General features: G+C 42.2%; 22 protein-coding genes. 8 read left to right on the top strand and 14 right to left on the bottom strand.

Annotated elements, in window-relative coordinates; genetic code table 11:
- The first annotated feature begins 120 nt into the window (after positions 1-120).
- Genes LG003_RS06175 through LG003_RS06165 form a run of 3 tightly spaced genes read left to right on the top strand, consistent with a single transcriptional unit; the run spans position 121 to position 3,360 of the window.
- Complete coding sequence (locus LG003_RS06175; protein WP_262980385.1) at positions 121-1,092, top strand: HlyD family secretion protein; 972 nt, start codon at positions 121-123, stop codon at positions 1,090-1,092.
- A 7-nt stretch (positions 1,093-1,099) separates the two neighbouring features.
- A complete protein-coding gene (locus LG003_RS06170; RefSeq protein WP_112877202.1) occupies positions 1,100-2,245 on the top strand; it encodes an ABC transporter permease in 1,146 nt (381 codons plus the stop codon).
- Entirely contained in the window at positions 2,245-3,360 is a 1,116-nt protein-coding gene (locus LG003_RS06165; RefSeq protein WP_112877203.1) for an ABC transporter permease, read from the top strand. The genes LG003_RS06170 and LG003_RS06165 overlap by 1 nt, the downstream gene beginning before the upstream one ends.
- A gap of 436 nt (positions 3,361-3,796) precedes the next feature.
- On the opposite strand, the gene LG003_RS06160 is transcribed toward LG003_RS06165, so the two are convergent.
- From LG003_RS06160 to LG003_RS06130, 7 genes are all read right to left on the bottom strand, one after another.
- On the bottom strand, positions 3,797-4,339 hold the full coding sequence (locus LG003_RS06160) for a CDP-archaeol synthase (RefSeq protein WP_262980384.1): 543 nt from the start codon (positions 4,337-4,339) through the stop codon (positions 3,797-3,799).
- Positions 4,329-4,952 carry a CDP-alcohol phosphatidyltransferase family protein gene (locus LG003_RS06155; RefSeq protein WP_262980383.1) on the bottom strand — a complete coding sequence of 208 codons (624 nt, stop codon included), beginning with the start codon at positions 4,950-4,952 and terminating at the stop codon, positions 4,329-4,331. Before LG003_RS06155 ends, LG003_RS06160 begins: the two co-directional genes overlap by 11 nt.
- The gene (locus LG003_RS06150) at positions 4,949-6,535 is read right to left on the bottom strand and encodes a fatty acid CoA ligase family protein (protein WP_112877206.1); all 1,587 of its coding nucleotides are present in this window, start codon (positions 6,533-6,535) and stop codon (positions 4,949-4,951) included. Before LG003_RS06150 ends, LG003_RS06155 begins: the two co-directional genes overlap by 4 nt.
- Positions 6,532-7,587: a hypothetical protein gene (locus tag LG003_RS06145; RefSeq protein ID WP_112877207.1), complete on the bottom strand. Its 1,056-nt coding sequence runs from the start codon at positions 7,585-7,587 to the stop codon at positions 6,532-6,534. Before LG003_RS06145 ends, LG003_RS06150 begins: the two co-directional genes overlap by 4 nt.
- On the bottom strand, positions 7,580-10,324 hold the full coding sequence (locus LG003_RS06140; RefSeq protein WP_262980382.1) for a phosphoenolpyruvate synthase: 2,745 nt from the start codon (positions 10,322-10,324) through the stop codon (positions 7,580-7,582). The genes LG003_RS06145 and LG003_RS06140 overlap by 8 nt, the downstream gene beginning before the upstream one ends.
- A 165-nt stretch (positions 10,325-10,489) precedes the next feature.
- Positions 10,490-13,015, bottom strand: a complete 2,526-nt coding sequence (locus LG003_RS06135) for a phosphotransferase (protein ID WP_262980381.1) — start codon at positions 13,013-13,015, stop codon at positions 10,490-10,492.
- A gap of 20 nt (positions 13,016-13,035) precedes the next feature.
- Positions 13,036-13,980, bottom strand: a complete 945-nt coding sequence (locus LG003_RS06130; RefSeq protein ID WP_112877210.1) for a prenyltransferase — start codon at positions 13,978-13,980, stop codon at positions 13,036-13,038.
- Positions 13,981-14,601: 621 nt separating this feature from the next.
- Here LG003_RS06130 and LG003_RS06125 point away from each other — a divergent pair.
- Entirely contained in the window at positions 14,602-14,898 is a 297-nt protein-coding gene (locus LG003_RS06125) for a hypothetical protein (RefSeq protein WP_112877211.1), read from the top strand.
- A complete protein-coding gene (locus tag LG003_RS06120) occupies positions 14,892-15,395 on the top strand; it encodes a GNAT family N-acetyltransferase (protein ID WP_112877212.1) in 504 nt (167 codons plus the stop codon). Before LG003_RS06125 ends, LG003_RS06120 begins: the two co-directional genes overlap by 7 nt.
- Here the strand turns inward: LG003_RS06120 and LG003_RS06115 are convergent.
- Complete coding sequence (locus tag LG003_RS06115) at positions 15,364-15,678, bottom strand: GIY-YIG nuclease family protein (RefSeq protein ID WP_112877213.1); 315 nt, start codon at positions 15,676-15,678, stop codon at positions 15,364-15,366. The genes LG003_RS06120 and LG003_RS06115 overlap by 32 nt on opposite strands.
- Before the next feature lie 274 nt (positions 15,679-15,952).
- Here LG003_RS06115 and bhsA point away from each other — a divergent pair, with 274 nt between their 5' ends.
- Together bhsA and LG003_RS06105 are read left to right on the top strand one after the other, a co-directional pair.
- Complete coding sequence (gene bhsA / locus LG003_RS06110; protein WP_112877214.1) at positions 15,953-16,204, top strand: multiple stress resistance protein BhsA; 252 nt, start codon at positions 15,953-15,955, stop codon at positions 16,202-16,204.
- Between the two features lie 123 nt (positions 16,205-16,327).
- Positions 16,328-16,759 (top strand): YhbP family protein, encoded by a 432-nt coding sequence (locus LG003_RS06105; protein ID WP_112877215.1) that lies wholly within the window; start codon positions 16,328-16,330, stop codon positions 16,757-16,759.
- A 2-nt stretch (positions 16,760-16,761) separates the two neighbouring features.
- Here the strand turns inward: LG003_RS06105 and nrdG are convergent, their stop codons facing one another.
- From nrdG to pyrI, 4 genes are all read right to left on the bottom strand, one after another.
- Positions 16,762-17,226, bottom strand: coding sequence for an anaerobic ribonucleoside-triphosphate reductase-activating protein (gene nrdG, locus LG003_RS06100; RefSeq protein ID WP_112877216.1), 465 nt, complete (start codon positions 17,224-17,226; stop codon positions 16,762-16,764).
- A 19-nt stretch (positions 17,227-17,245) separates the two neighbouring features.
- Complete coding sequence (gene nrdD, locus LG003_RS06095) at positions 17,246-19,384, bottom strand: anaerobic ribonucleoside-triphosphate reductase (RefSeq protein ID WP_112877217.1); 2,139 nt, start codon at positions 19,382-19,384, stop codon at positions 17,246-17,248.
- Positions 19,385-19,634: 250 nt separating this feature from the next.
- Positions 19,635-20,021 (bottom strand): 2-iminobutanoate/2-iminopropanoate deaminase, encoded by a 387-nt coding sequence (gene ridA, locus LG003_RS06090; protein WP_036810177.1) that lies wholly within the window; start codon positions 20,019-20,021, stop codon positions 19,635-19,637.
- Between the two features lie 217 nt (positions 20,022-20,238).
- Positions 20,239-20,703: an aspartate carbamoyltransferase regulatory subunit gene (pyrI, locus tag LG003_RS06085; RefSeq protein WP_112877234.1), complete on the bottom strand. Its 465-nt coding sequence runs from the start codon at positions 20,701-20,703 to the stop codon at positions 20,239-20,241.
- Positions 20,704-21,317: 614 nt separating this feature from the next.
- Here pyrI and LG003_RS23380 point away from each other — a divergent pair.
- Positions 21,318-21,515, top strand: a complete 198-nt coding sequence (locus LG003_RS23380) for a DUF819 family protein (protein ID WP_205068653.1) — start codon at positions 21,318-21,320, stop codon at positions 21,513-21,515.
- A 263-nt stretch (positions 21,516-21,778) separates the two neighbouring features.
- Here the strand turns inward: LG003_RS23380 and pyrB are convergent, their stop codons facing one another.
- Both pyrB and argF read right to left on the bottom strand, forming a co-directional pair.
- The gene (gene pyrB / locus LG003_RS06080) at positions 21,779-22,702 is read right to left on the bottom strand and encodes an aspartate carbamoyltransferase (protein WP_112877218.1); all 924 of its coding nucleotides are present in this window, start codon (positions 22,700-22,702) and stop codon (positions 21,779-21,781) included.
- 306 nt (positions 22,703-23,008) lie between these two features.
- On the bottom strand, positions 23,009-24,025 hold the full coding sequence (gene argF, locus LG003_RS06075; protein ID WP_112877220.1) for an ornithine carbamoyltransferase: 1,017 nt from the start codon (positions 24,023-24,025) through the stop codon (positions 23,009-23,011).
- Positions 24,026-24,086: the final 61 nt, after the last annotated feature.

The following is a 24,086-nucleotide window of genomic DNA, read 5'->3' as shown; positions in this document are numbered from 1 at the left end:
ATAAAGCGTTTTCCTTTCTATCAGTGATTATACGCACAAACATATAAGAAATTTTCCGTAGAACAATGCGAAGCTATAGCGTTAGTTTCGAGTCGGGTAATTTTGGATGTGTAAGACATCATGAAAAAAAGAACACTTTTTACGATTTTACTGGTTATTTTGCTCACAGCAATGGCTGTGTTATTTCGTTCCCATAACCAATATTTATTGTTGCAAGGTGAAGTTGATGCACCGGAAGTAATTGTGGCATCTAAAGCTAAGGGACGAGTGATTAAACGTCACGTTGAGCGAGGAGATGATGTTAAGGCAGGGCAGTTACTGATTACACTTGAAAGCCCTGAATTACTGGCCCAGGTTGCTTCATTAGAAGCTGCTCGTGATCAAGCCAAAGCGCAGTTGGAACAATCTCTTCATGGAACACGTGAAGAAAGTATTCGAAATTTGGAAGCGGGTTTGGCACAAGCTCAGGCCGAATATGATAACGCGGTACGTGAATATGATCGTATTCAGAATATAGCATCTAAAGGCTATGTTTCACGGAACGATCTAGATAATGCTCACAGAAGTAGAGATGTTGCCTATCAGAAAATGCAGAGTGCAAAAGCGGTATTGGATGAAGGTATGCATGGTGACAGGATTGAACTGCGTCAGAAATATGCAGCGGCTTTACGTCAGGCTGAACAGCAACTGATTGAGTTACAAACCCAGAGTAATGATTTGCAGGTCAAAGCACCTGTCGCGGGGGAGGTTGGGCCGATTCCGGCAGAAGTTGGTGAATTATTTAGTGCTAATAGCCCCTTAGTGGCATTAATCCGTGTACCAGAAGCTTATTTTATTTATAACCTGCGGGAAGACATTCTGGCAAAGGTGCACAAAGGGGATAAAGTCAAACTTCGTATACCTGCGCTAGGTGATAAAGAGATTGAAGCCGAAGTTCGTTATATCTCTCCAATGGGTGATTACGCGACTAAACGTGCCACTCGTGCCACCGGTGATTTCGATTTAAGAACCTTTGAAGTGCGCTTGTATTCCTTACAGCCTATTGAAGGTTTACGTCCTGGTATGAGTGCATTGTGGCGTTGGGATAAGTAGGTGACTGATGCGGAACAAGGTTGCATGGCGTGGTTTCGAGTGTGCTTTTAGCCAAGAAATCCGGGCTGTGATTCGTAGTCCAGTTTTTCACTGGTTAAGCTGGTTATTCCCGTTGATGCTATTTGTGCTTATCAGTGCTAATTTCTCAGAAGGGACATTGCTCAATCTGCCAGTATCGGTGGTTGATAATGATCAGAGTCCGCTGTCACGTCATCTAATACGTAACCTGAATGCGGCTTCTCATGCGCAGATTAAATCTTATGATGGTGGATTGCAGGAATCTCTTGAACGGCTTGGCAGTGCTAAGGATTACTCCTTACTTTATATCCCGCACGATTTTGAAGCTAATGCACTTACAGGACATCAGCCGACCGTGCGTATGTATTACAACGCGTTGTTTTATGGTGCCGGAAGTTATTCTATTCAAGATCTCAGTGGATTAATGGCAGAGATTAATGCGAAGTACCGTTCTATATTGGCGACAGAAATGGGCCATCAGTTACCTCCATTAGCCAATGTTACGCTCGTTTATGACAGCCTTTTTAATGCCAGCGGTAGTTACATCTATTATCAGCAGTTTGCGGCTACAATCCATTTGTTACAGCTTTTTGTTGTAACCTGCACGATTTATAGCATGGCACGCAGCAAAATGCTGATGACAATGAAACCGTTTACTTTTGCTCTATTGGGAAAACTGGCGCCTTATACCCTGTTTTTTACTTTGTTGTTAATCGTAGAATTGGCGGCTCTGATTGGTATATTTGATGCAAAAGTGAATGGTAACCCAATATATATGGTGATAGTGGGTTTCTTCTATGTTATTGCCGCTCAAAGTATTGGCTTGTTGTTGTTTACTTTCACTAATAGCACACTGACGGCTTACAGTTTAATCGGAGTGCTAGTCAGTATTGCGACAACTTTTTCAGGTATGTCAGTGCCAGAATTATCAATGATATTGCCGGCGCGGATAATTGCCAATATTGAGCCTTTGACGCACGCACTAAATGCGATGTTTGATATTTTTCTGCGTGAGGTTTCTTTACTGGGTATTTTATCTGTTTGTGCTTTATTGCTTATTTATCCGGTCGTTTGCTTTCTGCTAGTGCGAAACCGGTTATTTAAACGGCTTGGCTTGCCACAGGGTGATGAATAATGCAGATGTATTGGCAAACTTTTCGCCGGGTATTAATGGGAATGTTGGAAAAGCCCATGTGGATGTTGATGCTAGTTTCCTTGTGTATGATGAGTTTGGTATATGTCCGGCCAACAGTATGGGATCTACCGGTTGCCGTGATCGACCAAGATCACAGTCCTGCTAGTCGTGCTTTGATACGCCAGCTTAATTCTACGGCTAAAATTGCTGTCCACAGTTATGACAATCTGGCTGATGCTCGTCACGATCTACTGCTACGTGAAATTTTTGCGATTATTATCATCCCGGCGGACTTGGAGAAAAATATCCTTAATGGAAAAAATATCACCTTTCCGATTTATGGCGATGCAACCAGTCGTCTTGCTAATGGACAAATTCAACAAGAATTGACTTCTGCTCACCGGCAATTGCTAAACGAATATAACAGCAAATTATTATTGAAATATGGTTTTAGTCCTGAACAGACAAAATTATTATTAATGCCGATTCGTAGTGAAACTATTGGATTATTTAACCCTGGTGTCAGTTTTGCCGCAATTGTTTTTCCCGGTTTATTAGTGATGTTATTACAACACTCGCTATTGATATCTTGTGTGCGGGTCAGTATTACGATACGTGGTACACCGAAAGGTAAACCACCATTGCCTGTCTATTTGGGAGCGCTGTCGGCGCTATTACCGATTTGGCTTTTTCTCTCCATCATCTTTTTTGTGCTTTGGCCGTGGGTATTGGGATATCGGCAGGAAGCATCTATTCCTTTGCTATTAATGCTGACTTTTCTGTTTATGTTGGCAGTGCTTGGATTAGGGAAATTAGTGACAGAATGTATGCGCAGTGTAGAGATGATCTATTTGACGATCGCTTTACTTACAACGCCTGTGTTCTATATTTCCGGCACCATTTGGCCGGTACAGGCAATGCCTGATTGGGTAAGAGCAATCTCTTCGGCTTTACCGTCTACTTGGGCAACAAAAGCGATTGCTGGTGTTAACCAGATGGGGTTGCCATTACAGGGTGTATTGGGAGATATTGCTATGATGTTGGTCCTTGGTGTGATTTATACCCTGCTAGGGATTCTTATCGGTATGGTGCGTCAGAGGAATTTAGGAAAATAACCTATTATTTATGTAGGTTATTCAAATGATGATTTATACCCGTCATCTTTCAAGTTGCCTCTTTGTTGGCTGCACTCACTCACCCCGGTCACATCGTTATCTATGCTCCCGGGGATTCGCTCCCTTGCCGCCGCGATGCATCTTGAAATCCATAGGGTATATGCTTTCTGGTAATCTGATTAGATTCCATCAAGATATCTATAAATTGCGTTTTGTCGATAGTTTCTTTCTATTAGGCTTCGAGGTTACATTTTCCAGATTTTTATAAAAATTTCACCATTAACTCCTTTATTCAATATCTACTTTGATAGCTGACTATCTGGGAATGCTATAGAATGCGTGTTCCGTTGGTGATGATACTTAAGATCTGCTTGTTCTAAGAGGCTTCCGTTAAAGGAAGCCATTTTCCTGCAATATTTCTATTTGATTTTCTCGCTTAGAATCTCGTTTTTTTCAGCGAAAGCAAAAATAATGTATTTTTAATAACAAAGGCACTGATTAAAAAACAGAAGAAAAAGAAAAGCGCATCGATATAAGTAAGATTAAGATAAATAAAATAGACTATTGTGACGCCAATAGCGGAATCAAGTTGATCGAATAAAATAAACAATCGCTTATTTTGCTCTGGGTGTTGTCCCGGTGGTGCGCCGAGTTTCCTTTTTAGCCAGGAGTTTGGCAATTCGAAAAGAACATAGCCGAAACCCGCCAGAAAACCGGTAAGTAAACAGGAGGAAATAGTCTGGGGAATAATCGAGTCTTGGATTCCGGTGCCGAGAACTAACCACAATAGCGAAAATAGCGCGGTAATAATGGGTACAACAATAAAACCGCGCCAGGTCTTGTTACGGCCGAAATAACGTTGGTGTACTGGGATTGCCAAGCAGGCAAAATAGTTTTTCGTCACAATCACCATATGTAAACAACCACCAAGGATGACGGGGAGCAGTAGAATCCATCCGTGGTAAAAACTATTGAGCATAAAGACTCCAGAAATGAAGACCGGTAAATAAAGCAAACCCTGCAAGTGTTGTACTGATGATAGTATTGAGACTCTTGAACTTATAAAACGGGCGATCCCATAGCATGGCGATACTGAATGTAAGGAGCGCTAATGTCAGTAAGAGATGGCTTAACCATTGCTCGACTACCAAGCTTACCAAAGCATAACCACTGATAATAAATAAGCTCCAGAATACCGGCATACCGAGATAGGAGAGCTGGTTTTCGTTCTGAATATTACCGACTTCATTAAATACAGATAATCTCAGGCAACCGCTAATGATCATTAAGATAATAAACAGGGAATACCAAGATTGATAACCGGAAAGGTAGAGGATAATGGCTGGAGAGATCAAGTAAATAAGTTGATCCATAAATCCATCAAGATAACGACCGAATGGGCGCACAATATTTAAGTGTCTGGCTAGCATGCCATCAAGCGCGTCGCCAAGCATGGCAAGATACAAAAACGCAATGGCTAAGTAATACCAATGTTGTAATGCGGCTGCTACGGCAAGCGCGCTAAAGACCGCCCCAACGATAGTAATATAGTCTGCTCTGTTTAGATGAATGATGAAATGATTATTATTCATAATTTTTCCTTGTGTGGAACGGAAGATAATTGGCCTTTACCGAGCATATTGATCAGCGCGATGCGGTTTATTTTGCTGTTATGACGAATGTCAACAGGGATAGGATTAGCACAATAAATACGAGTAACCTGCGTGAGATCCAGCTCGTCTAAAATAGCGGGTAAATCTGTCGGTAGTGTGGCGCTTTCCAGTATCAGGGCAGCTCCACCTAAAGGATGTAACACGAATGCGCTTTGAGTGATCCCAGGCAGTTCATTGATCCTTTTTTCCAGTACGTAGGGATGGATGATATGACCATCATCTAACACCACTTTATCTTTTACCCGTCCAAGTAGCCAGAGCTGTCCTGTCGTATCCAGATAGCCGACGTCACCGGTACAGTGCCAAATGCTTCCCTGTTTACGTGGGAGTTTGTTTTCTTTCGTTGCTTGAGGATTATCAATATAGTCTTTGAGCACATGTGGCCCGGCAACCAAGATTTCACCGACATTACCGGCAGCTAGTGGGGTAATTTGTTGGGGGTTAGCCGTTATTTCCCGGATACATATTTCTGCTTGTGTAACCGGTTTTCCAACCAAATAACCATCATGAGCTGCCCAGTGGTTTAATTGAGTCGTCATTTCGACGGTACTGATCGGTTCAACCTCGGTGGAACCATAGACCACTAAATGCTGAGCATGTGGAAAGACTGTCAGGCAGTTTTCAAGCAGAGCCTTATTGGCAGGCGCACCACCTACGATGACTGTTCGCACGTTAGGGAATGACAACCCTTTGCTCTTAGCATAACTGGTGACTTTGTTCATGTAGGCGGGAGCACCGCTGAGGCATGTAACACCTTTGTCTTGCACTTGCTTGACGATCTTCTGCGGATCGACGGTTGCGGGATGGGCAAAGTCAAAATCAGGCAGGATACTGCTGTTGCCGCAGCATAATGAGTGCAGCACCATAACGGGGAAACTGTGTAGATCTATCTCATTCTTTCCTTCGGCAAAAAGTGCTGTTATGGCATAAAGTTGTGCTAGCAAGCTGTCATGAGTGCGGTTTGCGCCTTTGGGTGTGCCGGTAGAACCCGAGGTAAAGGTAATTAACCCAGTTGTATACGACGGTAAATCTCGGCAGATAAAGCTACTCAGTGGTAAATGTTGATTGGGTGTTTCCAGCACTTTCATGCCCAAGATACGTTGTCCGATGACAAAACGTCGCAGTCGCCACAGTTCAGGGATCAGAAACCAGAATTTTCCTAACGTAGGTTGAGTGATCACCGCCGATAATTTACTGTGGCGCAGTATCTCTCTCAGTTGCTTTTTGGCAAGCCCGCGCTCAAGCATAACGGGAACTAGCCCTAGCCCCAGAATGGCGATAAGCAATGGATAAAGTACTAAGCTTGGTTGGATAATCACTAACAAGCGATCGCCAGCGACGAACCCAGCTTGAGTTAACTGATACTGAAAATGGGAGGCATGAGAAAAAAATTCCTGAAAGCTTAAACCTCTACCATGATCCAGTGAATGTGGTGCTTGCAGCGCTAAATGCTCAGGGTGCTTTTGGGCTGCATCGACAATGGGCTGACAAATATTTGTCATGCGATCCTCCTGTAATAAAGCGCGTATTGATGTTTGGTGGCAGCCGGTGTGTTGAAAAGCCGTCCTGCGGTCTTGAGCGAGGTATTATCTTCACGCATTAGGGCTCCTCCCAGACGAGGATGAATACGTTTGGCGCTCTGTTCAAATGAGCAGTACAGCGTGTTGTACAGCCGACTGCCCCGGTATTGCGGTGCGACTGCCACAGTTTTTAACAGCCCGATGGCGGGCTGACCTTTTTGCAGGACTGACAGACTCAAAATTAACCCGGCAATTTCGCCATTAGGAGTTTTAGCTAGAAATGATGCAGGGTAACGGCAAAAAGGTTTAATAAACTCCTCACCACAGTGCTGTTGAAATGCTGACCAAGATGGAGTGGTATAAGCGAAATTCTCACCAAACACCGAGTCGATAAAAGAATAAAGTTTAACTTGCTCTTGCATCCATAATTCTGGTGTTAATGGTAATAATGTTGCTTGAATATCAGGAAGTTTTTGCGCGCGTTGATGAGCTTGTTGAAAGTTGACTGCTATTGCTTGGGTATCGTCGAATATCGAGGTATAGCGATAACGGATATCAAACCCTAACTCTTTTAACAAAAGGTGATAGTAAGGAGGGTTATAAGGCTCATGCTCAAAGGGAGGCACATCAAAATGATCAAGTCGAACACGGTAGTGTCCGAAAGTTGAAAAGTTAATCGGCCCGTAGAGATTGCACGCACCATTTTCCTTGGCCCATTGTTCTAGAGCGCTAAACAACATGGTGTTGCTTGCTATGTCATTATCAGTTTCCCAAAAGCCGAAAAATGCAGCAGATCGGCCATCAACTCTATGAGGTACTAAAAAGCCGACAAGACGAGCTTTCCCTGGAATGCAGCCAATCCAGGCTTTACTGTGATTAAACCAAGAATTCTTCGGGCTGAACTGCTGTTGTACTTTTTCCCGGTCTTCACCAGGCCATAGCGGCCAATCGCGATAAATACTGGGCGGAAGGTCAAGAAAACCTTCAGGTAGTGGATTGGCTGGAGACCACTCTCCCATGAAGATATTAGACATGTTTACTCCTTGATGTCAGCTCTTCTACAGTGGTGTCGTGCAAGCGGACAACAGTCCCAGTTGCTCCATCCATGTGTACCCGATCGCCATCTTTCAAAATTTGTGTGACGGCGGGAATGCCGACGATGGCGGGGATCCCCAGTTCACGAGCAACAACGGCGGAATGTGAAAGTGTGGAACCGCGCTCGATTAGTAATCCGCCTGCTGTAGGGAATAACGGCGCCCAACCGGGATCGGTGCGTACAGTACACAGGATCTGCCCTGCCAGCGACATTTCATCTTGTGGGTTTTTAATTAATCGGATAGTTGTTTCAACTTGCCCTGGGTAGCAACCTATGCCCTGTAGCATGCTGCTATCGGTTGGGGCTTGTTGTTCCTGATAGGGATAGCTGTAATCTTGCTGTTGATACAGTGAGCCTCTAATGAAAAAGTGATGAGCTGGTTCATCCTCTGTTTCGTAGTTGGCATATTCTTGCTTGCGTATAGCAACTAAAGGCTCAAGTTGGGTCTGTATTGCTGTTCCTTCGTAGCCGCTGTAGATCTCCTCTAACGTGAGATAAAAAATATCGCGGGGTTCAGCGAGTATCCCTTCTAATGCATATGCCTGACCAAGTTGTAGGAAGATATCTCGATACAGCCCAAACATACGAGTTCGGGTGAAACGCATATTTTCCCGGTGACGTATCGCTTGACGTAATTTCTGCAAATTCTTTTTAAAGGCGTTCATACGCTTGGAGCCAAGTCGCTCCTGTATTTGCTGAAATGCGGTATTTTCGGCCTGAGTACGCAACTTTCTTTCCCGGCTGGATAACGTCTCTGGTGTGAGGGTATCGATAGCAAGGTAGTTTTTTAGTATCAGAAATAAAAAACTGGGATCTTGTTTTAGTGTGATGGTTTCCAGCTTCAATTCACCCATCGTACGATCGCCATATTTTTTAATATAATCAATGCACTGCTGGTGGAATGATTCATCGAGTGGGCGTATTTGGGTCAGCAGGGTACGCGCATCACCGAGGGTCAACAGGTTGCATAACTCAGGGTGCTGGCGTGCATATTGGCACATTTTTAATAGCACTTTGGTCGGCTGGGTACTTTCGATATCTTCATCCCCAGAAAGAAGATCACCTAATAATGCAGATGAGTTTTCAATACTGGCAGCAATTAGCCCTCGATGTACCCGGCCATTAAACATCATCACGTAGAAATCGTTTAAGATCGGCGTCGTCCAGCGTTGTAGCAGATGTTCATCCAGATATTTTAATTTTTCGATCAGTTGGCCGCTGTTGCAAGTATGCAACTCTGATTGTTTTATGGCGGCGGCATGCCATTTAAACTGCTCTAAGAATAGTTCTACCCGTTGATCCATAGTCCTAAAGGCATATAGCAAGCGTAGGAGTGCCCACCCCATTTTTGGCAGTTTCTTTATTTTATCGCCCAGTGAAAGTGTCTTATCCTCAATAAAATCAACCGGGTCTTCCAGCCCCATCATTCTTTCCATATCTTTTTTATTGGTTTGGAAAGAGGGAAGTAATAGTAGTCCTTTGTACCAATTATTGATGTTGTAATAGATCCTACCTTTAACTAAGCCGAGCATATTTTCCAACATGGAACGATGCTGATTAACCTGTTTATCTGAGCAACCTAAAGCACGTATTGTCTGTTCATAAACGGTGGCATAACCTGCCCGGGCAAAAGAGAAAGTCAGTGGTGTTGTTATTCCACAATAAGATTCCTGAATATTGGAATTATCGAAAATAATATGACGTTCGCTTTTATCATCCAGACGTGGCAATCGGGTTATTGGCCGGGTCTGTAGAATAAAGATTTGATGGTTTTGAATCGTCCATTCGATATCTTGTGGACACCCTCGAGCTGCCGCAATTTCTTTGCCAATATCTCGTAATGCATAGATTTTATTATCGAGTAAGGTCGGTTCCCACTGTTTTTCTTTCGCGACGGGTATTGTTACTGTACCGCTGCCGTTGGTGGTATTGAAAACAGTTGCTGTCTCTTTTTGTGTGATATGACGTTCGATCTCAGGTGTGGTGAGATGAACTGAAAATTCATCGGTATCGCATTCGCCGGAAACTACACCTTCTCCGGTGCCCCAGGCGGATGAGATTAGGCAATGTTGCCTGCTACCCGTAACAGGGTGTGCAGTAAACATGACACCAGAAACCTCACCGGCAACCATGTTCTGAATGATGACAGCACTACTGATATTGCCCATCGGTAGCCGTTTGTGTAGGCGATATTGTAATGCACGCGTGTTAAAAGCTGAGGCCATCACGGCACGTAAGCTGTTGGCAAGCGCTGATTTACCCCGCTGAAATAGGTAGCTGTCCATCTGCCCGGCGAAAGAAGCATTGGCGGCATCCTCACCAATGGCTGATGAGCGAACAGCGAAAAATTCATCTGGGTGATTCTCTGACAAGAGAGCTAATTCTTCTTCTAATTTAGTAGGTAATGGAATCGACTGTAGCCACTGACGCAATGGCGCAGCAATAGCGTCGAGTTTTTCCTGGCTGATATCATGTGGTACGGTAGCCAACTGCTCTATGATGTTGCTTGCAAACGTATCGTTGATGAGTAGGCTATTAAGTACCTCGCTGCTGATGACCCAATAATTAGGTACAGGAAAACCGTTTTGCGTAAGCCATAATAAATTAGCTGCTTTTCCACCTAAGGAATGTTCCGCCAATTCAATAGCGTTATCTTGCGTGTAGAGATATTTCATATTGTTCCACCAATACAGCAATAGTATACCTTGCTTACATCATGCTCTTATTTGTATGTAATATTGTTGGCGTTAATAGATCAATAAGATATGAATGTATTACAAGCTATTGCTGCACCCTTATTTTAGAGGAAGAGTAAATTAAATAGTTTATTCGGTTGATTATTAATTCCGTGTTAATGAAATAAGCCAGCGGAGCGTTTTCATTGTGCGCTCCATAAATGGGTAGCCAACAACATTGTGTGCCATCATATAAAACGGAATCCTTCTTATCCATAAATCATGCAGCGCTAATTCATAGCCACGATGCCAAATTATTGGATCGAGGGAGATCCCCGATTTTTGCTCAAGTTCAACCCGGTGCAGTTCAATATAATAAGCCACCTTATCTGCATCACTTTGTGGGTCTAAGCTAAAGGCCAGAAGTTCTGCCAAATCGCGTTGTGGTAGATGCACAGTAGACAACTCCCAATCCCAAGCGCATAAACGTAACCCAGTTTCCTGTTGCCGGAAGGCAATATTGCGTGGGTTGAAATCACCGTGGATCAATGTCCTAGGCATCTGTTCGATCTCTTTCCACCAGGTGGAGGCATTGTCTACCCAGTGCTGGAAATCTTTATGTTCTTCGGTAGTGAACAACTCAGGGAACGTTTGGTGGATAAAATTGCCCAGTTTTTGCCACAGGGGCTTCATTTGCGAAACCGTATCGGCATTCGGAATTTGCAGTTGTGGGAATTTCCACGTGAGCTCTTCTTCTTGTCCCAACCAGATAGCGTGAATATCGGCTACGCCTCGGATGGCGGCTTCAAGGTGGCACTGCTCCCAAGGTGTTTCCAGATTAATGTTGTTCATTAACACCATATCGTGGAGCAATTCTTCAATCAGGGCATAAGTTCCGGTTGCTTCGTTTTCAATTACACCATAGACAACTGGAATATAGCGCATCAACCGTGGATCTTGCTGATTCATAATAGCCAGCTCACGGCTATGGCTTTGGTTAAATTCAAGCTGATGTGCAAAATTTTGGAAAACGGCAAACAACTCGGAAGAGCAGTGTTTGGCAATATCCAATACCATCTCGACGACCTCTGTCCCCAAAGGTTTCAGTTTCAGCATTACGGGTAAATTATGCTGTGCGGATGTCGTAATGGAAAAAGGAAATAAGCCAATTAAACGTTCCGCATAATTCGAGCTCAGATGCGTCAGCATGCTGTGTTCATCACTGCCAGAAAATTTAGGATTGATCGTGGTTAAATGGGCCCCTTGTAACACAGGGTTAAAATCTGCTTGCTGGAAGAAGGAGAGATCAAGTTCCTGTGGGGTGTGTGCAGTGATATTGTTAGTGGTGACAGGGCGATAGCGGCCAAGTCTTTCATGTGATTGAGCGAATTCATCCGCAGCAATAGCTGACAGTGTTGAAATATCAAGGGCCAGACAATAGCTGGCGATGATCTCCGCCAGGCGGGCGGTGCCATTTTCATCGGTGCAGCCCAACATGTTCAGACATTCACGTTGGTGTGGTAAATAAGTTCCGCCACCGATAGTACCGATGATCAGAGAAGGCAGTGTAATACTGCAATAGACGCGGTTATCGGCAGTTAATGTCATGTGCAGGTGGGCGACTGACGATTCATGTACACAGGCAATATCCTGCCCTAGAGCGGTAAACATCCCGGCAATCACATTTGCGGCATTAATATTCATGCCGATCATCCCTGAGGCAATAGCTCCTTCGCAGACATGATGATAAGCCGTGACAAGTTGTTGTGGTGTGACTCGCAAGATTTGCTGACAGGATTCAGCATCTAAATAAACCTCAGCCACTACACGAGTTCCACGACCTTCGATGAAAGGTTGATAAGACACCTTTTTATCACTAGATGTATTACCATCGATCATAAAGTGACGTAGAGGTATAAACGCCATTTTGGCTAATTGTTGTTGGATCCATTGACATGCATACCAAGTGCAAATGGTGGTCATGTTTTGACCTGCCGCAGCGGCTGTATTGTAGATAAATTGCAAATGGACGCTGCGACCGATGATATGTGGATTTATTTCCAACAATTGCGCATGTTTGGAATGGCGTCCTATTTCATACCGTAATTCGCTGATATGTTCTTTGATCCAATCACTGAACATAATGCTATGCGAGACGCTATGAAATTCAAAACGAGGGGCTCGTATCATGCGTTGACCGAGTACACGCGCGGTCGTCCCCCCTGATTGCGTAATAACGGAAGAACCACGGGATACCGAAGCAATCAAAGCGCCCTCTGTGGTAGCAAGTGGAGCGTAATATACCCCTTGAGCGTATTGTCCCTTTATCAAGAGAGGGCCGGCTATCCCCACAGGGATTTCTATTGAACCAATAAATCCCTCAATGGTTTTTGTCAGTTTGGTCGCATCCAGATGAGTATCTGCCACGTGTTCCAATGCATGCCCGGTATGTTTTGCCAAATAATCCAGACGCTTTTGTCGCGCTTCCTCGGTATAGGTGTAGAGGTGGCGGCGGGGCAATAGTTTTACTTGGGTTGTATCTGTACGGACGGCAGATGCTTCTTGGTGTTTTTTGATGCTGAATATGTCACGTGACAATTCTAGAATAGAACCTCGCGCACAGTTTTCTATGTGATCAGTGGTATTATCTGATGCATCACTTACATATGATTGGATATTCTTTTGCAACATAACTATATTTCCTTTAATGCCTAAGCAAACCCAAGCTTTATTAAGATGCTAGCAGTGCAAACTGAATAACCTAGCACCATGAATATTCCCACGACAGCTTCATCGCGTTTGCGATTCTTGATGGTGGGGCTATAGAGGAATTTGCCTAATTGCCATAGACACAACACATAACAAACGACCAAGATAATTAACGCCCATAACGCTATACCATCAGTGGTGATATTGATTAGCCAAATCTGTAACGCCAACATTACAGTGAGCAATGCCGCGATAATAGCAACGGCTCCTTTTCTGCCGAAAATAGATGAATAGGTCGGTATTTCCAGACGTTCTTCATCTGGGCCTTTGCACTTGCGTGTAATTTCAAAACTGAATCCAGAAAAGAAGCACAACCCCATTAAAACCCATATTGGAAAAGTGAATGTGAGGTTAGGACTGGCGATATTGCCTAACCACCAGATAATGAGAGGCATTACCAGCATATGGGAAATGGCATACCAAGTAAGGTGTTGGTTTAGCCATTCACCGATAAAGAATTCTTTTCCCATAAGACAGGTCCAGATAAAGACTAACAGCCAGGCAAAAGTAACTGAGCCAATTCCCCGATCTAGAAATAGACTTCCACCTAATTGTAATGCGATACAACAGATACCAAGTACCCGTAGATTTTTCAGCGTAATAATACCGCGTTGTAAAATCCGTTGTGGATGATGTTCACAATCCAGTTGGTAATCTTTATGCTCATCGAATATCCGTAATAGTAAAAAATAGGAGAAGGACATCAGGCAACCGAGAAGGATCTCCCATGACAAAACTGGCTTTTCCCCTATTGAATAAAAAGCTACGGAATAGCTGATGATATAAAAGATAAAGAAAAGCGGCGCATTTTGTAGCGGGAAACGCTCATCCATCCATAGCTTTATCCTCTTACCAATGAATTTTGAATAAATATCTTGGCTTTCCATACACCTTTCCTATTTATTGTATAAGGATTAAACTATATACGTTTGTGACAATTCAGCCCAAGGATAATCAATCCAGAAGCAAATCTTAATAAATCCTATGCGTGCTTTTTAGCATTATCTCTCTCAATAATTTAAGAAATACGTATGGACTGATGCCATACATTAAGCCAAAAGTTTGCAATCGGCTATAATCAGTATGTGTAAATTTTAATTTCAGCATGCAACTTATGTTTACATTTTTTTCTATAACTGTATGTTTATGAGATGCTTTTGTTTCCATTTGGATTAAGGAGTCATGGGCTTTAATATCATATTTCAGACAGATATAGATAAGTTCTTCTCCGTTATCGACGACAACTTTGTTCCGTAAATAAATTTTTTGTGGGGGCAAAGTTACTACATATAAAATACCGGAATAAAGTAATAAATGATTAGTAATTGTAATTGAATTAGTGATGGGATGTTTTGATTTAGCGCAGTTTATAGTCAGATATTACCCTAATAGTTAAAAGGTAAAATTTACAGTTAGGTCTGTATTGGATTCTTGATGTAGGATCGGGCGAATGCCGATATATTTTGGCTAGATAGCTACGTTACTTTATCAAGTAAGGAGTCTGAGCTGTGTTAGGAAAAATCCACAATCTTACTCTGCACTGGTTTATTACTGTCCGTGATAGTCATTTAGTTGTCAACCAGTATAAGCAGGAAGAGGTTAGTTTCAGCGACGAAGCCAATTATCTGGTTCTAAGAGTTATTCGTACAGAATTAGGGTTGTGTGTTAAAAATTTGGTAGATACGATAGCGTTGAAGTTCATGCTTGCTGTTCTTTGTGCGGGTTTGTTCCAATTGGCTGAGTGTATAGAAGCGAGTTTGCCGGAGGGCGTGGATCAGCACGATCTTGCGCGATTATCATGTTGATCAGAGTAGAAATTCCTGTAGATGCAGCGGGAATAGATCAGTTATTACGGAAATCTTTTGATACCCCGGCAGAAGCGGAATTGGTCCAACAATTGCGGGAAGATGGATTATTGACGTTAGGGGTGGTTGCTACTGATGACGAAGGCCAGGTAATCGGTTACGTGGCTTTTAGTCCGGTGGATATTAATGGTGAAGATCACCAATGGGTTGGTCTGGCACCGTTAGCGGTTGCTGAAGAATATCGTCGGCAGGGGATTGGTGAAAAGCTGGTGTATGAAGGTTTGGATAGCCTGAATGAATTTGGTTATGGTGTCGTCGTTGTTTTAGGTGATCCACACTACTATCGCCGGTTTGGTTTTACGCTTGCCAGTGAGCATCAGTTGCATTGCCAGTGGCCAACGTGTGAATCTTATTTTCAGCTATATGAATTAGCTGATAGTTCTTTGGCTGACCATAAGGGATTGGTTACTTACTCCCCACACTTTGACCGTTTTTAATTGATGCTAAATATTCTGCTATACAGACGGGCTGGCAAATAACCAGCCTCTCTTTTTGCTGTTTACTTAATTGTTTTACTTGATATTCTAGCTGTGAGGCATTGGAGCGGTCTCCGGCATGACTACTGAAAACTAGCTGTAACGGTCCTTTCCCCCTCAGTGATTTGGCTCCTTTCCCGTTTTTATGTTGTGTAAAACGGCGGTGAATATTTGTTGTTATCCCGGTATAAAGCATTCCTGATTTTGTTTTCAGTAAGTAAAGAACCCATTGATTTTCAGCCATATAATTTTTTTCTGAATTTTCTATTTTTGATATTTATATTTTACTCGAACGTTTTTCTATATCATTTTTCTGAATAATTTAGTTTAAGTTATTACAATATAACAGTTTTATAAAACCTGTTACATATCAATTTGCTATACGTCGCATTATTTGTTCAAAAAAATTGAAACAAAATAGCAATAATTGCTAATTTTTATTCCGGCCTTTAGAGCATACTATGATCCACATCACAGAGAGTAACTCATTCCACTAAAAATTGATCAAGGATCATAATATGAAAAACGTAAAATATATCGCTATTGCTTTAGCTTTAAGTGCTATCTCTTTTGGTAGTATGGCGGCAACAGAAGTTCAAACTTCTTCTTCCCCTAAAATTGGTGTAGTTTCTGTAACGGGGGCTGATACTTTGGAAACCCTAAGTACCGAATTGTCCAAAAAAGCTGACAAAGCAGGCGCATCTTCTTTCCGCATTATCTCTGCCAGCGGTAAGAATCAATTATCAGGTGTTGCTGAGATCTATAACTAATTTATAGTAGAGCATACTGAACCCTGTCCCTGTCAGGAGATATCAGAACACGCCGTAGGATGATGTTTATCCCGGCGTGGTTCTGGGCTTCTAGGCAGATACAATCCTGCTATTGGAGAGAGAGTGAACGTTACTGAAAACTTTCAGATTATCCACAGATACCTCGCAAGACAGCATGTCCTAACGCTTTGTACAGCAACCGGTGATGATATTTGGTGCGCAAATTGTTTCTATGTTTTCAATGCCGATGAAATAGCCTTCTGGTTTATGACTGAACGTCATACTCGCCACGGTGAAATGATACAGGTAAATCCACAGGTTGCAGGTACTATTGCCGGGCAGATTCGTAATATTGCACAGATAAAAGGTATTCAGTTCAAAGGAGAAGTCATTCGTCTTGAGGGTGAAAAAGATAAAGCGGCCAGAGCACGTTATTGCCGCCGTTTTCCTGTGGCAATTGCTGTTAAAACACCTATTTGGCAACTGAATCTCAATGAAATAAAGATGACTGATAATACGCTTGGATTTGGTAAAAAAATCTGCTGGCAGCGATAAAATTATCTTAATCTATGAATAATCTGGTTATAGCTACCACGCCATAGTAAACCGGGTTCATAAAGATCTTGTATAAACTTGCCATCCACTAGCACATTAATATAGCTGGTAATTTCCCGTTGAATTTCGCTAAGTTCTTTTAGCCGATAACCCGTCCAAAGCCAAATATCCTTGTCTGGGCACTCTGCTTTAACCCGTTTTACCAATTTCAGGATTGCGGGTGTGTTGTGTGGATGTAGGGGATCTCCACCAGATAAAGATAGTCCTTGTCGTTTAATGCGTTTGTCCTGTAAATCAAAAATTACACGGTCTTCCATTTTCTGAGTAAATGGTTGGCCGGAGTTCACCCGCCAGGTACTTTTGTTATAACAACCGGGGCATTGATGTTCGCACCCCGCGACAAATAGTGTGCAGCGTGTTCCGGGGCCGTTGACCACATCAACAGAGTAGTATTGGTGGTAATTCACGTTGTCAGCCTGCCTTAAATTAGCCTAATTGCCCATTTGTCAGATGTTTTACTCTGCGTTTCACTTCTTCCTGTTTGCCTGCATTGAATGGGCGGGCATCGGGGCTTCCCAGATAACCACAGACTCGGCGGATGACTGATACTCTGGAAGGTTCATGATTGCCACAACGTGGACAGGTAAACCCTTTACTGGTGCAGGAGAATTCACCGGTGAATCCACAGTCATAGCATTTGTCGATGGGGGTATTGGTACCGTAATAAGGGACACGTGAGTAGCTGTAATCCCAGACATTTTCCAGTGCTTTTAGATTATGTTGCAAATTAGGATATTCGCCGTAACAGATAAAACCGCCATTTGTTAGTGGTGGATAAGGGGCTTCAAAATCCAATTTGTCATAAGGATTGACCTTCTTTTCAACGTCAAGATGGAAGCTGTTGGTGTAATAACCTTTGTCTGTCACTCCTTCAATCACTCCAAACTCAGCGGTGTCAAGGCGGCAGAAACGGTCACATAGATTTTCACTTGGTGTGCTGTATAAACTGAAACCGTAACCTGTCTCTTTTTTCCATTGATCAGTGGCTTTTCGCAGATGATCAACAATTGAGAGTGCTTTTACACGTAATTGTTGATCATCAAATAGATGAACTTGATTGCCATACAATGCGTTAATGGTCTCATGAATACCAATATAGCCCAGAGAGATAGAAGCCCGGCCATGCTTAAAGATTTCAGCGATATTATCATCGGCTTTTAAACGAACCCCACAGGCCCCTTCCATATAAAGGATTGGTGCAACTTGTGCTTTGACACCTTCCAAGCGGGTAATACGGGTCATTAGTGCTTGCTTTGCCAGTGCCAGACGTTTGTCTAGTAATTGCCAGAAATGTTTTTCATCTCCTTTGGCTTCGATAGCTATCCGAGGCAGGTTCAAACTGATAACCCCTAAGTTATTGCGTCCTTCATGAATTTGTTCCCCCTTTTCCTCATAAACACCGAGGAAACTGCGGCAACCCATCGGGGTTTTAAAAGAGCCGGTGACCTTAACCACTTGATCATAGTTAAGAATATCTGGGTACATTCGCTTACTGGCACATTTGAGAGCCAGTTGCTTGATATCGTAGTTAGGATCACCGAGTTTGTGATTTAGGCCATCACGGATAGCAAATACCAGTTTGGGGAACACTGCTGTTTTGTGGTTCTTACCCAAACCAGCAATGCGGTTACACAGAATAGATTGTTGGATTAGACGGGATTCTTTTGATGTACCCAGACCAAAGCCAAAAGTGACAAAAGGAGTTTGTCCGTTGGCGGTATGCAGTGTATTAACTTCATATTCCAGTGATTGAAAAGCGTCATAACACTCTTTTTCTGTTCGTACTTCGGCATAAGATTTTTTATTGGTGATATCCCACTGTTCGGCAATGGCCAAGTGTTTTTCATAGCTGGCTTTAACGAAGGGGGCCAATACTTCATCTATACGATTGATGGTGGTACCGCCATAAATATGGTTGGCAACCTGAGCGATAATTTGAGCCGTTACCGCTGTTGCGGTTGAAATGGATTTTGGTGGTTCTATTTCGGCATTACCCATTTTGAACCCACTGGTTAGCATGCCTTTTAGGTCGATTAGCATACAGTTAAACATTGGGAAAAAGGGGGAATAATCGAGATCATGATAGTGGATTTCGCCTCTTTCGTGAGCCAATACCACATTACGCGGCAGAATATATTGTTTGGCATAATTTTTAGCAACAATCCCGGCCAGCAGATCCCGTTGAGTTGGAATCACTTTGCTGTCTTTATTGGCGTTCTCATTGAGCAGGGAAGCGTTACTCTGTTCAACTAAGCCACGGATTTCTTGATTAAGTCGGCTGTGTAATTCTCGGACAGTATCTCTGTCGTGACGATATTGAATATAGCGATGGGCAAGGTGCTTACGGTTGTCTGCTATCAATTGCTTTTCTATTGCGTTCTGAATATCTTGTACATCAACTTGCCTGTAGTTAGCCATTGATTGCGTTATTGTGGATGCAACTTGGATACAATACTCATCATCTGTCATGTCAACGGCAGAAGTGGCCCGTTTTACGGCATCTCTGATACGTGTTTCATCAAATGGTACTTGGCGACCATCCCGTTTTATCACAACAGTTTTCACAATATGACTCCTTGAGAATATTATCCAAAAGGGCAAACTATTCTCGTTTTGATATCTAGCTTAAAGATAGATGTTGCTATATATAGTTTTATTTTTATATTTAAACACAATATATAGTGATTTTGGGTGGGATAATCACGATCTCATTTGATCTAAAACAAAGAATGGAGACTTAATATTTAAGGTCTAGTGAGAAGTACAACCCCTTGGTCAGTAACTAACCAAGGGGTTGTAGAAAACAGGGCAGGGATTATTTACGAATCGCGATAGCTTCGATTTCGATTTTAACGTCTTTTGGCAGACGGGCTACTTCAACACAAGAACGCGCCGGGAAAGATGCATTGTGTTCTTTGAAGAATGCTTCATAAGTTGCGTTAACGGTACCGAAGTCATTCAGGTCTTTAACGAAGACAGTTGTTTTAACAATGTCACCTACAGTGAGACCGGCTTTCTCAACGATAGCTTTAACATTTTCCAGTGATTGACGCGCTTGAGCGGCGATATCTTCTGCGACATCACCTGTTTCTGGGTTGACTGGGATCTGGCCGGAAGTGATGACCATATTGCCTAGATCAACACCCTGAACATATGGACCAATTGCAGCAGGGGCTTTATTGGTATTAATCTCGTATGACATAGGTTCTCCTGTTAATGTGATAACTATACCCGTTATCTTTCAAGTTGCCTCTTTGTTGGCTGCACTCACTCACCCCGGTCACATAGTTTGCTATGCTCCCGGGGATTCGCTCCCTTGCCGTCGCGATGCATCTTGAAATCCATAGGGTATAAAATGAATATTTCATCAAGGTACTATTATAGTGTCCGCTTCTGCCTCAGCAACTGACATAGGGAGTTTAATCGTTGAGTATTACGACATTGCGATCAAACTCTTTCTCGCAGTATTTGCAGGTTAGCACCACATCTTCCGCTGTTACTTTAACTCGAAAACTACTTTCTACGGGCTCATTGTGGCTGATACAGTTGCTGTTAGGGCAGATTAATACGCTGTCGATACGCTCAGGCAAGTTAATGGGAAGTTTCTTCACAACCTCGTAGTCTTCAATACAGTTCACCGTTGCATTTGGCGCATACATAGCAAGCTGGTTAGCTTGTTGTTCTGTCAGGAATGTATTTTCGATTTTGATGAGATCTTTTTTACCTAGTCGATTAGAAGGCAAATTCAGGCCGATGGTAATGCGTTGATCGGTTTCAGTTAGCTTAAATAGAGAGAGTAGTTTGAAGCCGACCTGAGCAGGGATATGGTCAATCACTGTACCGCATCTAATAGCTTCGACTTGTAGTTTATGATCTTGGGTCATAGTGTTTTGTATGAATACATTGTAGTGACCACTTTCTGTATTCATCCTCCAGATATATTGTTAAGAATCGACACGTCTTCTATTTTAGGTGGTGTCATCCTGTTTATCCAGATGAAACGTAGATAAATCAATATTATCTTACTGTTGTTATTCCATATATTTAGCTTTAATCGTCATTGTTATAATAATATTATATTGAGTTTATTTATTTTGGTTATTTTGTTTGAATTATTTTTCTTATTGAATGCTATTGTTTTCAAATTAAAAGATAATTTAATATCTTAAGATTAATGGTTGACAATAGATTGATTTTAAAAAATTTAATTAATGTTTGTTGGTAATGTAAAGGTTAATAGATTATTTATGTCAGAAGTTTAGTTTTAAATTAATATGTTTTTCCATTAAATTACTATTAATAATGTGATTTGTTCGATTAGATAAAATGAAGAATAAAACTTTAAAGTATTTAAATAGTGAGAGAGTAAATATATTGTTTACAATTTCTATTGAAAAATATCTTGGTTGGAGAATTATTAATAGAACTTTAATAAATGATTTCGATGAACCTTTAGACATTTGGTTTTGGTAAGTTATTTAAATTTAACCTTGAGGAAATTATACTTGCATGTAATGCAAATATTGGTGGCCCAACAACTGCCGCAGCGTTAGCGATTAGTAGAGGTTGGATAGGATTAGTTGGGCCTATTATGGTTATTGGAACGGTAGGATATGTGATTCAACTATATTGGGACGATTGTTTATTCTGTTGTTACAGAGATTTTGTGAAATTAATCATAATATTCTTAGGTTAATATTAAAAAATTATAATTTTGTTTTCCCTCCTTTGTTGTCAAAGGAGGGAGCCGGGCAGTGTGTAGACAAAAGTGACGGTTTTTGTGTGCACTTTACTGCCCGGGGATACTGTCTTGCTCACTGGATGGGCAAGACGTATTTTGGCATCACATTGAGTTTGTCTTCGATACCGAAAATGGTAAACAGACTGATTAATCGCTATCCCAGAAGAAAATAATAACCCATTATATTCATGGATAAAGCAGTACTTTCTCTGCTTTAATCATTCATTTAAAACTAAAGATAATAGAGCCTGACGAGCATAAATACCATTCTCAGCCTGTTGGAAATAATAAGCATAAGGCGTTTTATCTACATCGACAGTAATTTCATCAATACGTGGCAATGGATGCAGAACTTTAAGGTTATCTTTCGCTCCGATCAGATCGGAAGCGCGCAGAACAAATTGTGCTTTTACGTTGGCATATTCGGATGGATCAAGACGCTCTTTCTGTACACGAGTCATATAAAGAATATCTAGCTCTGGTAATACTTCTTCAATATTAGCGTGTTGGCTGTAGGTCGCACCTCTTTCATTTAGCATATGAAGAATATGGTTTGGCATGGCCAACGCTTCCGGGGCGATAAAATAAAAGTGATTGCCATTAAATTTCGCCAGCGCTTGTGATAGCGAATGGACCGTGCGGCCATATTTTAGATCACCAACCATAGCGATATTCAGACTATCCAGCCGTTGCTGAGTTTCCTGAATAGTGAACAGATCCAGCAAGGTTTGAGTCGGATGTTGGTTAGCGCCGTCACCGGCATTGATAATCGGAGTGTCACCGGAAAATTCAGAAGCCAGACGTGGGGCACCTTCCTGTGGATGGCGTATCACGATAGCGTCAACATATTGGCTGATAACGGAAATAGTATCGGCTAGCGTTTCACCTTTCTTACCCAGAGAGGTGTTACTGCTGTCTGAGAAACCGACAACTGAAGCGCCAAGGCGGTGGATTGCTGTTTCAAAAGAGAGGCGAGTACGGGTGGAGGCTTCGAAGAAACAACTGGCGATAACCTTGGGTTTCAGCAATTCAGGTTGTGGTCTGGCTTTCAGTGCAGCAGCAGTCTGCAACACCAATTCCAGATCTTCGCGGCTCAGATCATTTATTGAGATGATATGTTTGCGATATAACGTATTAGCCATTTTTCACTCTCCTCTAATGCTGACATCCGGGGTGGCGATCATGAATTGATTACCGGGCAAAAAAAAGCCCCTCATTGAGGGGCGTTAAGTGATTGGTTTAGCAACGGGAAAACAATGACGGCTGGCTGCCTTTCTTCAGGCAGTTGTGCTTGATGACAAAAATAAGCGCTGTCTTTCATGATTTCTCCCGGCAAATTGTGGCGCATTATACTCGTGAAAAATCCTACAGCAAGCATTTGACCGAAGAAAAATAATGTTGTCAGGATCATATCTTTAAAGACATAATCCTGAGCATATTCCAACTAATTAAATTTTAAGATCATTTGCTAATGTTGCTACCATTACCGCTTTAATGGTATGCAGGCGATTTTCTCCTTGATCAAACACAATACTGTGCTCTGATTCAAAAACTTCATTGGTAACTTCCAACCCTCCATACATATTAAATTCAGCAGCGAGTTGCTTGCCTAATACCGTTTCTTCATCATGAAATGCTGGCAGGCAATGCAGGAATTTTACCTGTGGATTGCCTGTCATGTTTACTACATCCATATTTACTTGATAAGGTTTTAATAGGTTAATGCGTTGTTGCCAAACTTCTTTTGGTTCGCCCATAGAAACCCAGACATCGGTATAAAGAAAATCAGTATTTTTAACCCCTTCGGCGATATTTTCCGTCAGAGTAATTTGGCCTCCTGTTTTTTCAGCCAGTTTCTGACATTCAGTAACCAGTGCGGCATTGGGCCAGTACTTTTCAGGGGCAATCAACCGAACATCCATGCCCGTTAGTGCCGCGGCTTCTAGCATGGTATTACCCATATTATTACGGGCATCCCCTAAGTAGGCGAATTTGATTTCTGACAACGGTTTTTCTGGTTGATGTTCCTGAATAGTTAGCAGATCTGCTAGTAGTTGAGTAGGGTGAAATTCATCTGTTAGCCCATTCCATACCGGAACACCTGCATATTTTGCCAGTGATTCAACGATTGTCTGGGCATAGCCGCGATATTGAATACCATCATACATACGGCCAAGTATACGGGCGGTATCTTTGATCGATTCTTTATGGCCAATCTGGTTGCCACTGGAACCGAGGTAGGTGATATTTGCTCCTTGATCGTAAGCTGCCACTTCAAATGAACAGCGGGTACGGGTGGAATCTTTTTCAAAAATCAGCACAATATTTTTGCCTGTTAACAGGGCTTTTTCTGTACCAGATTTTTTAGTCGATTTTAATTCAGCAGCTAGCTTTAGCAAGGCATGAATTTCTGCTGAGGAAAAATCAAGTAGCCTTAGAAAATGACGCTGATGGAACGGATTCATTGTTTGGTGTCTCCGTATTTATTGTTTGCATTTAAATTCAATCTATATCTATAAAAATGCA

The organism is Photorhabdus kleinii (genome assembly GCF_025384885.1).
GTDB classification, from domain to species: Bacteria; Pseudomonadota; Gammaproteobacteria; order Enterobacterales; family Enterobacteriaceae; genus Photorhabdus; species Photorhabdus kayaii.
Note: the sequence above shows the minus strand (reverse complement) of the source record. Positions and strands in the feature narration are given on the sequence as shown.

Bases quoted from the DNA above. Each gene is read 5' to 3' on its own strand.
- LG003_RS06160 (WP_262980384.1), bottom strand. From the start codon at position 4,339: ATGCTCAATAGTTTTTACCACGGATGGATTCTACTGCTCCCCGTCATC.
- LG003_RS06115 (WP_112877213.1), bottom strand. From the start codon at position 15,678: ATGGCTGAAAATCAATGGGTTCTTTACTTACTGAAAACAAAATCAGGA.
- LG003_RS06120 (WP_112877212.1), top strand. From the start codon at position 14,892: ATGTTGATCAGAGTAGAAATTCCTGTAGATGCAGCGGGAATAGATCAG.
- LG003_RS06165 (WP_112877203.1), top strand. From the start codon at position 2,245: ATGCAGATGTATTGGCAAACTTTTCGCCGGGTATTAATGGGAATGTTG.
- LG003_RS06175 (WP_262980385.1), top strand. From the start codon at position 121: ATGAAAAAAAGAACACTTTTTACGATTTTACTGGTTATTTTGCTCACA.
- LG003_RS06150 (WP_112877206.1), bottom strand. From the start codon at position 6,535: ATGACAAATATTTGTCAGCCCATTGTCGATGCAGCCCAAAAGCACCCT.
- argF (WP_112877220.1), bottom strand. From the start codon at position 24,025: ATGAATCCGTTCCATCAGCGTCATTTTCTAAGGCTACTTGATTTTTCC.
- LG003_RS06155 (WP_262980383.1), bottom strand. From the start codon at position 4,952: ATGAATAATAATCATTTCATCATTCATCTAAACAGAGCAGACTATATT.
- LG003_RS06130 (WP_112877210.1), bottom strand. From the start codon at position 13,980: ATGGAAAGCCAAGATATTTATTCAAAATTCATTGGTAAGAGGATAAAG.
- bhsA (WP_112877214.1), top strand. From the start codon at position 15,953: ATGAAAAACGTAAAATATATCGCTATTGCTTTAGCTTTAAGTGCTATC.
- LG003_RS06140 (WP_262980382.1), bottom strand. From the start codon at position 10,324: ATGAAATATCTCTACACGCAAGATAACGCTATTGAATTGGCGGAACAT.
- ridA (WP_036810177.1), bottom strand. From the start codon at position 20,021: ATGTCATACGAGATTAATACCAATAAAGCCCCTGCTGCAATTGGTCCA.
- LG003_RS06170 (WP_112877202.1), top strand. From the start codon at position 1,100: ATGCGGAACAAGGTTGCATGGCGTGGTTTCGAGTGTGCTTTTAGCCAA.
- pyrI (WP_112877234.1), bottom strand. From the start codon at position 20,703: ATGACCCAAGATCATAAACTACAAGTCGAAGCTATTAGATGCGGTACA.
- pyrB (WP_112877218.1), bottom strand. From the start codon at position 22,702: ATGGCTAATACGTTATATCGCAAACATATCATCTCAATAAATGATCTG.
- LG003_RS06145 (WP_112877207.1), bottom strand. From the start codon at position 7,587: ATGTCTAATATCTTCATGGGAGAGTGGTCTCCAGCCAATCCACTACCT.
- LG003_RS06135 (WP_262980381.1), bottom strand. From the start codon at position 13,015: ATGTTGCAAAAGAATATCCAATCATATGTAAGTGATGCATCAGATAAT.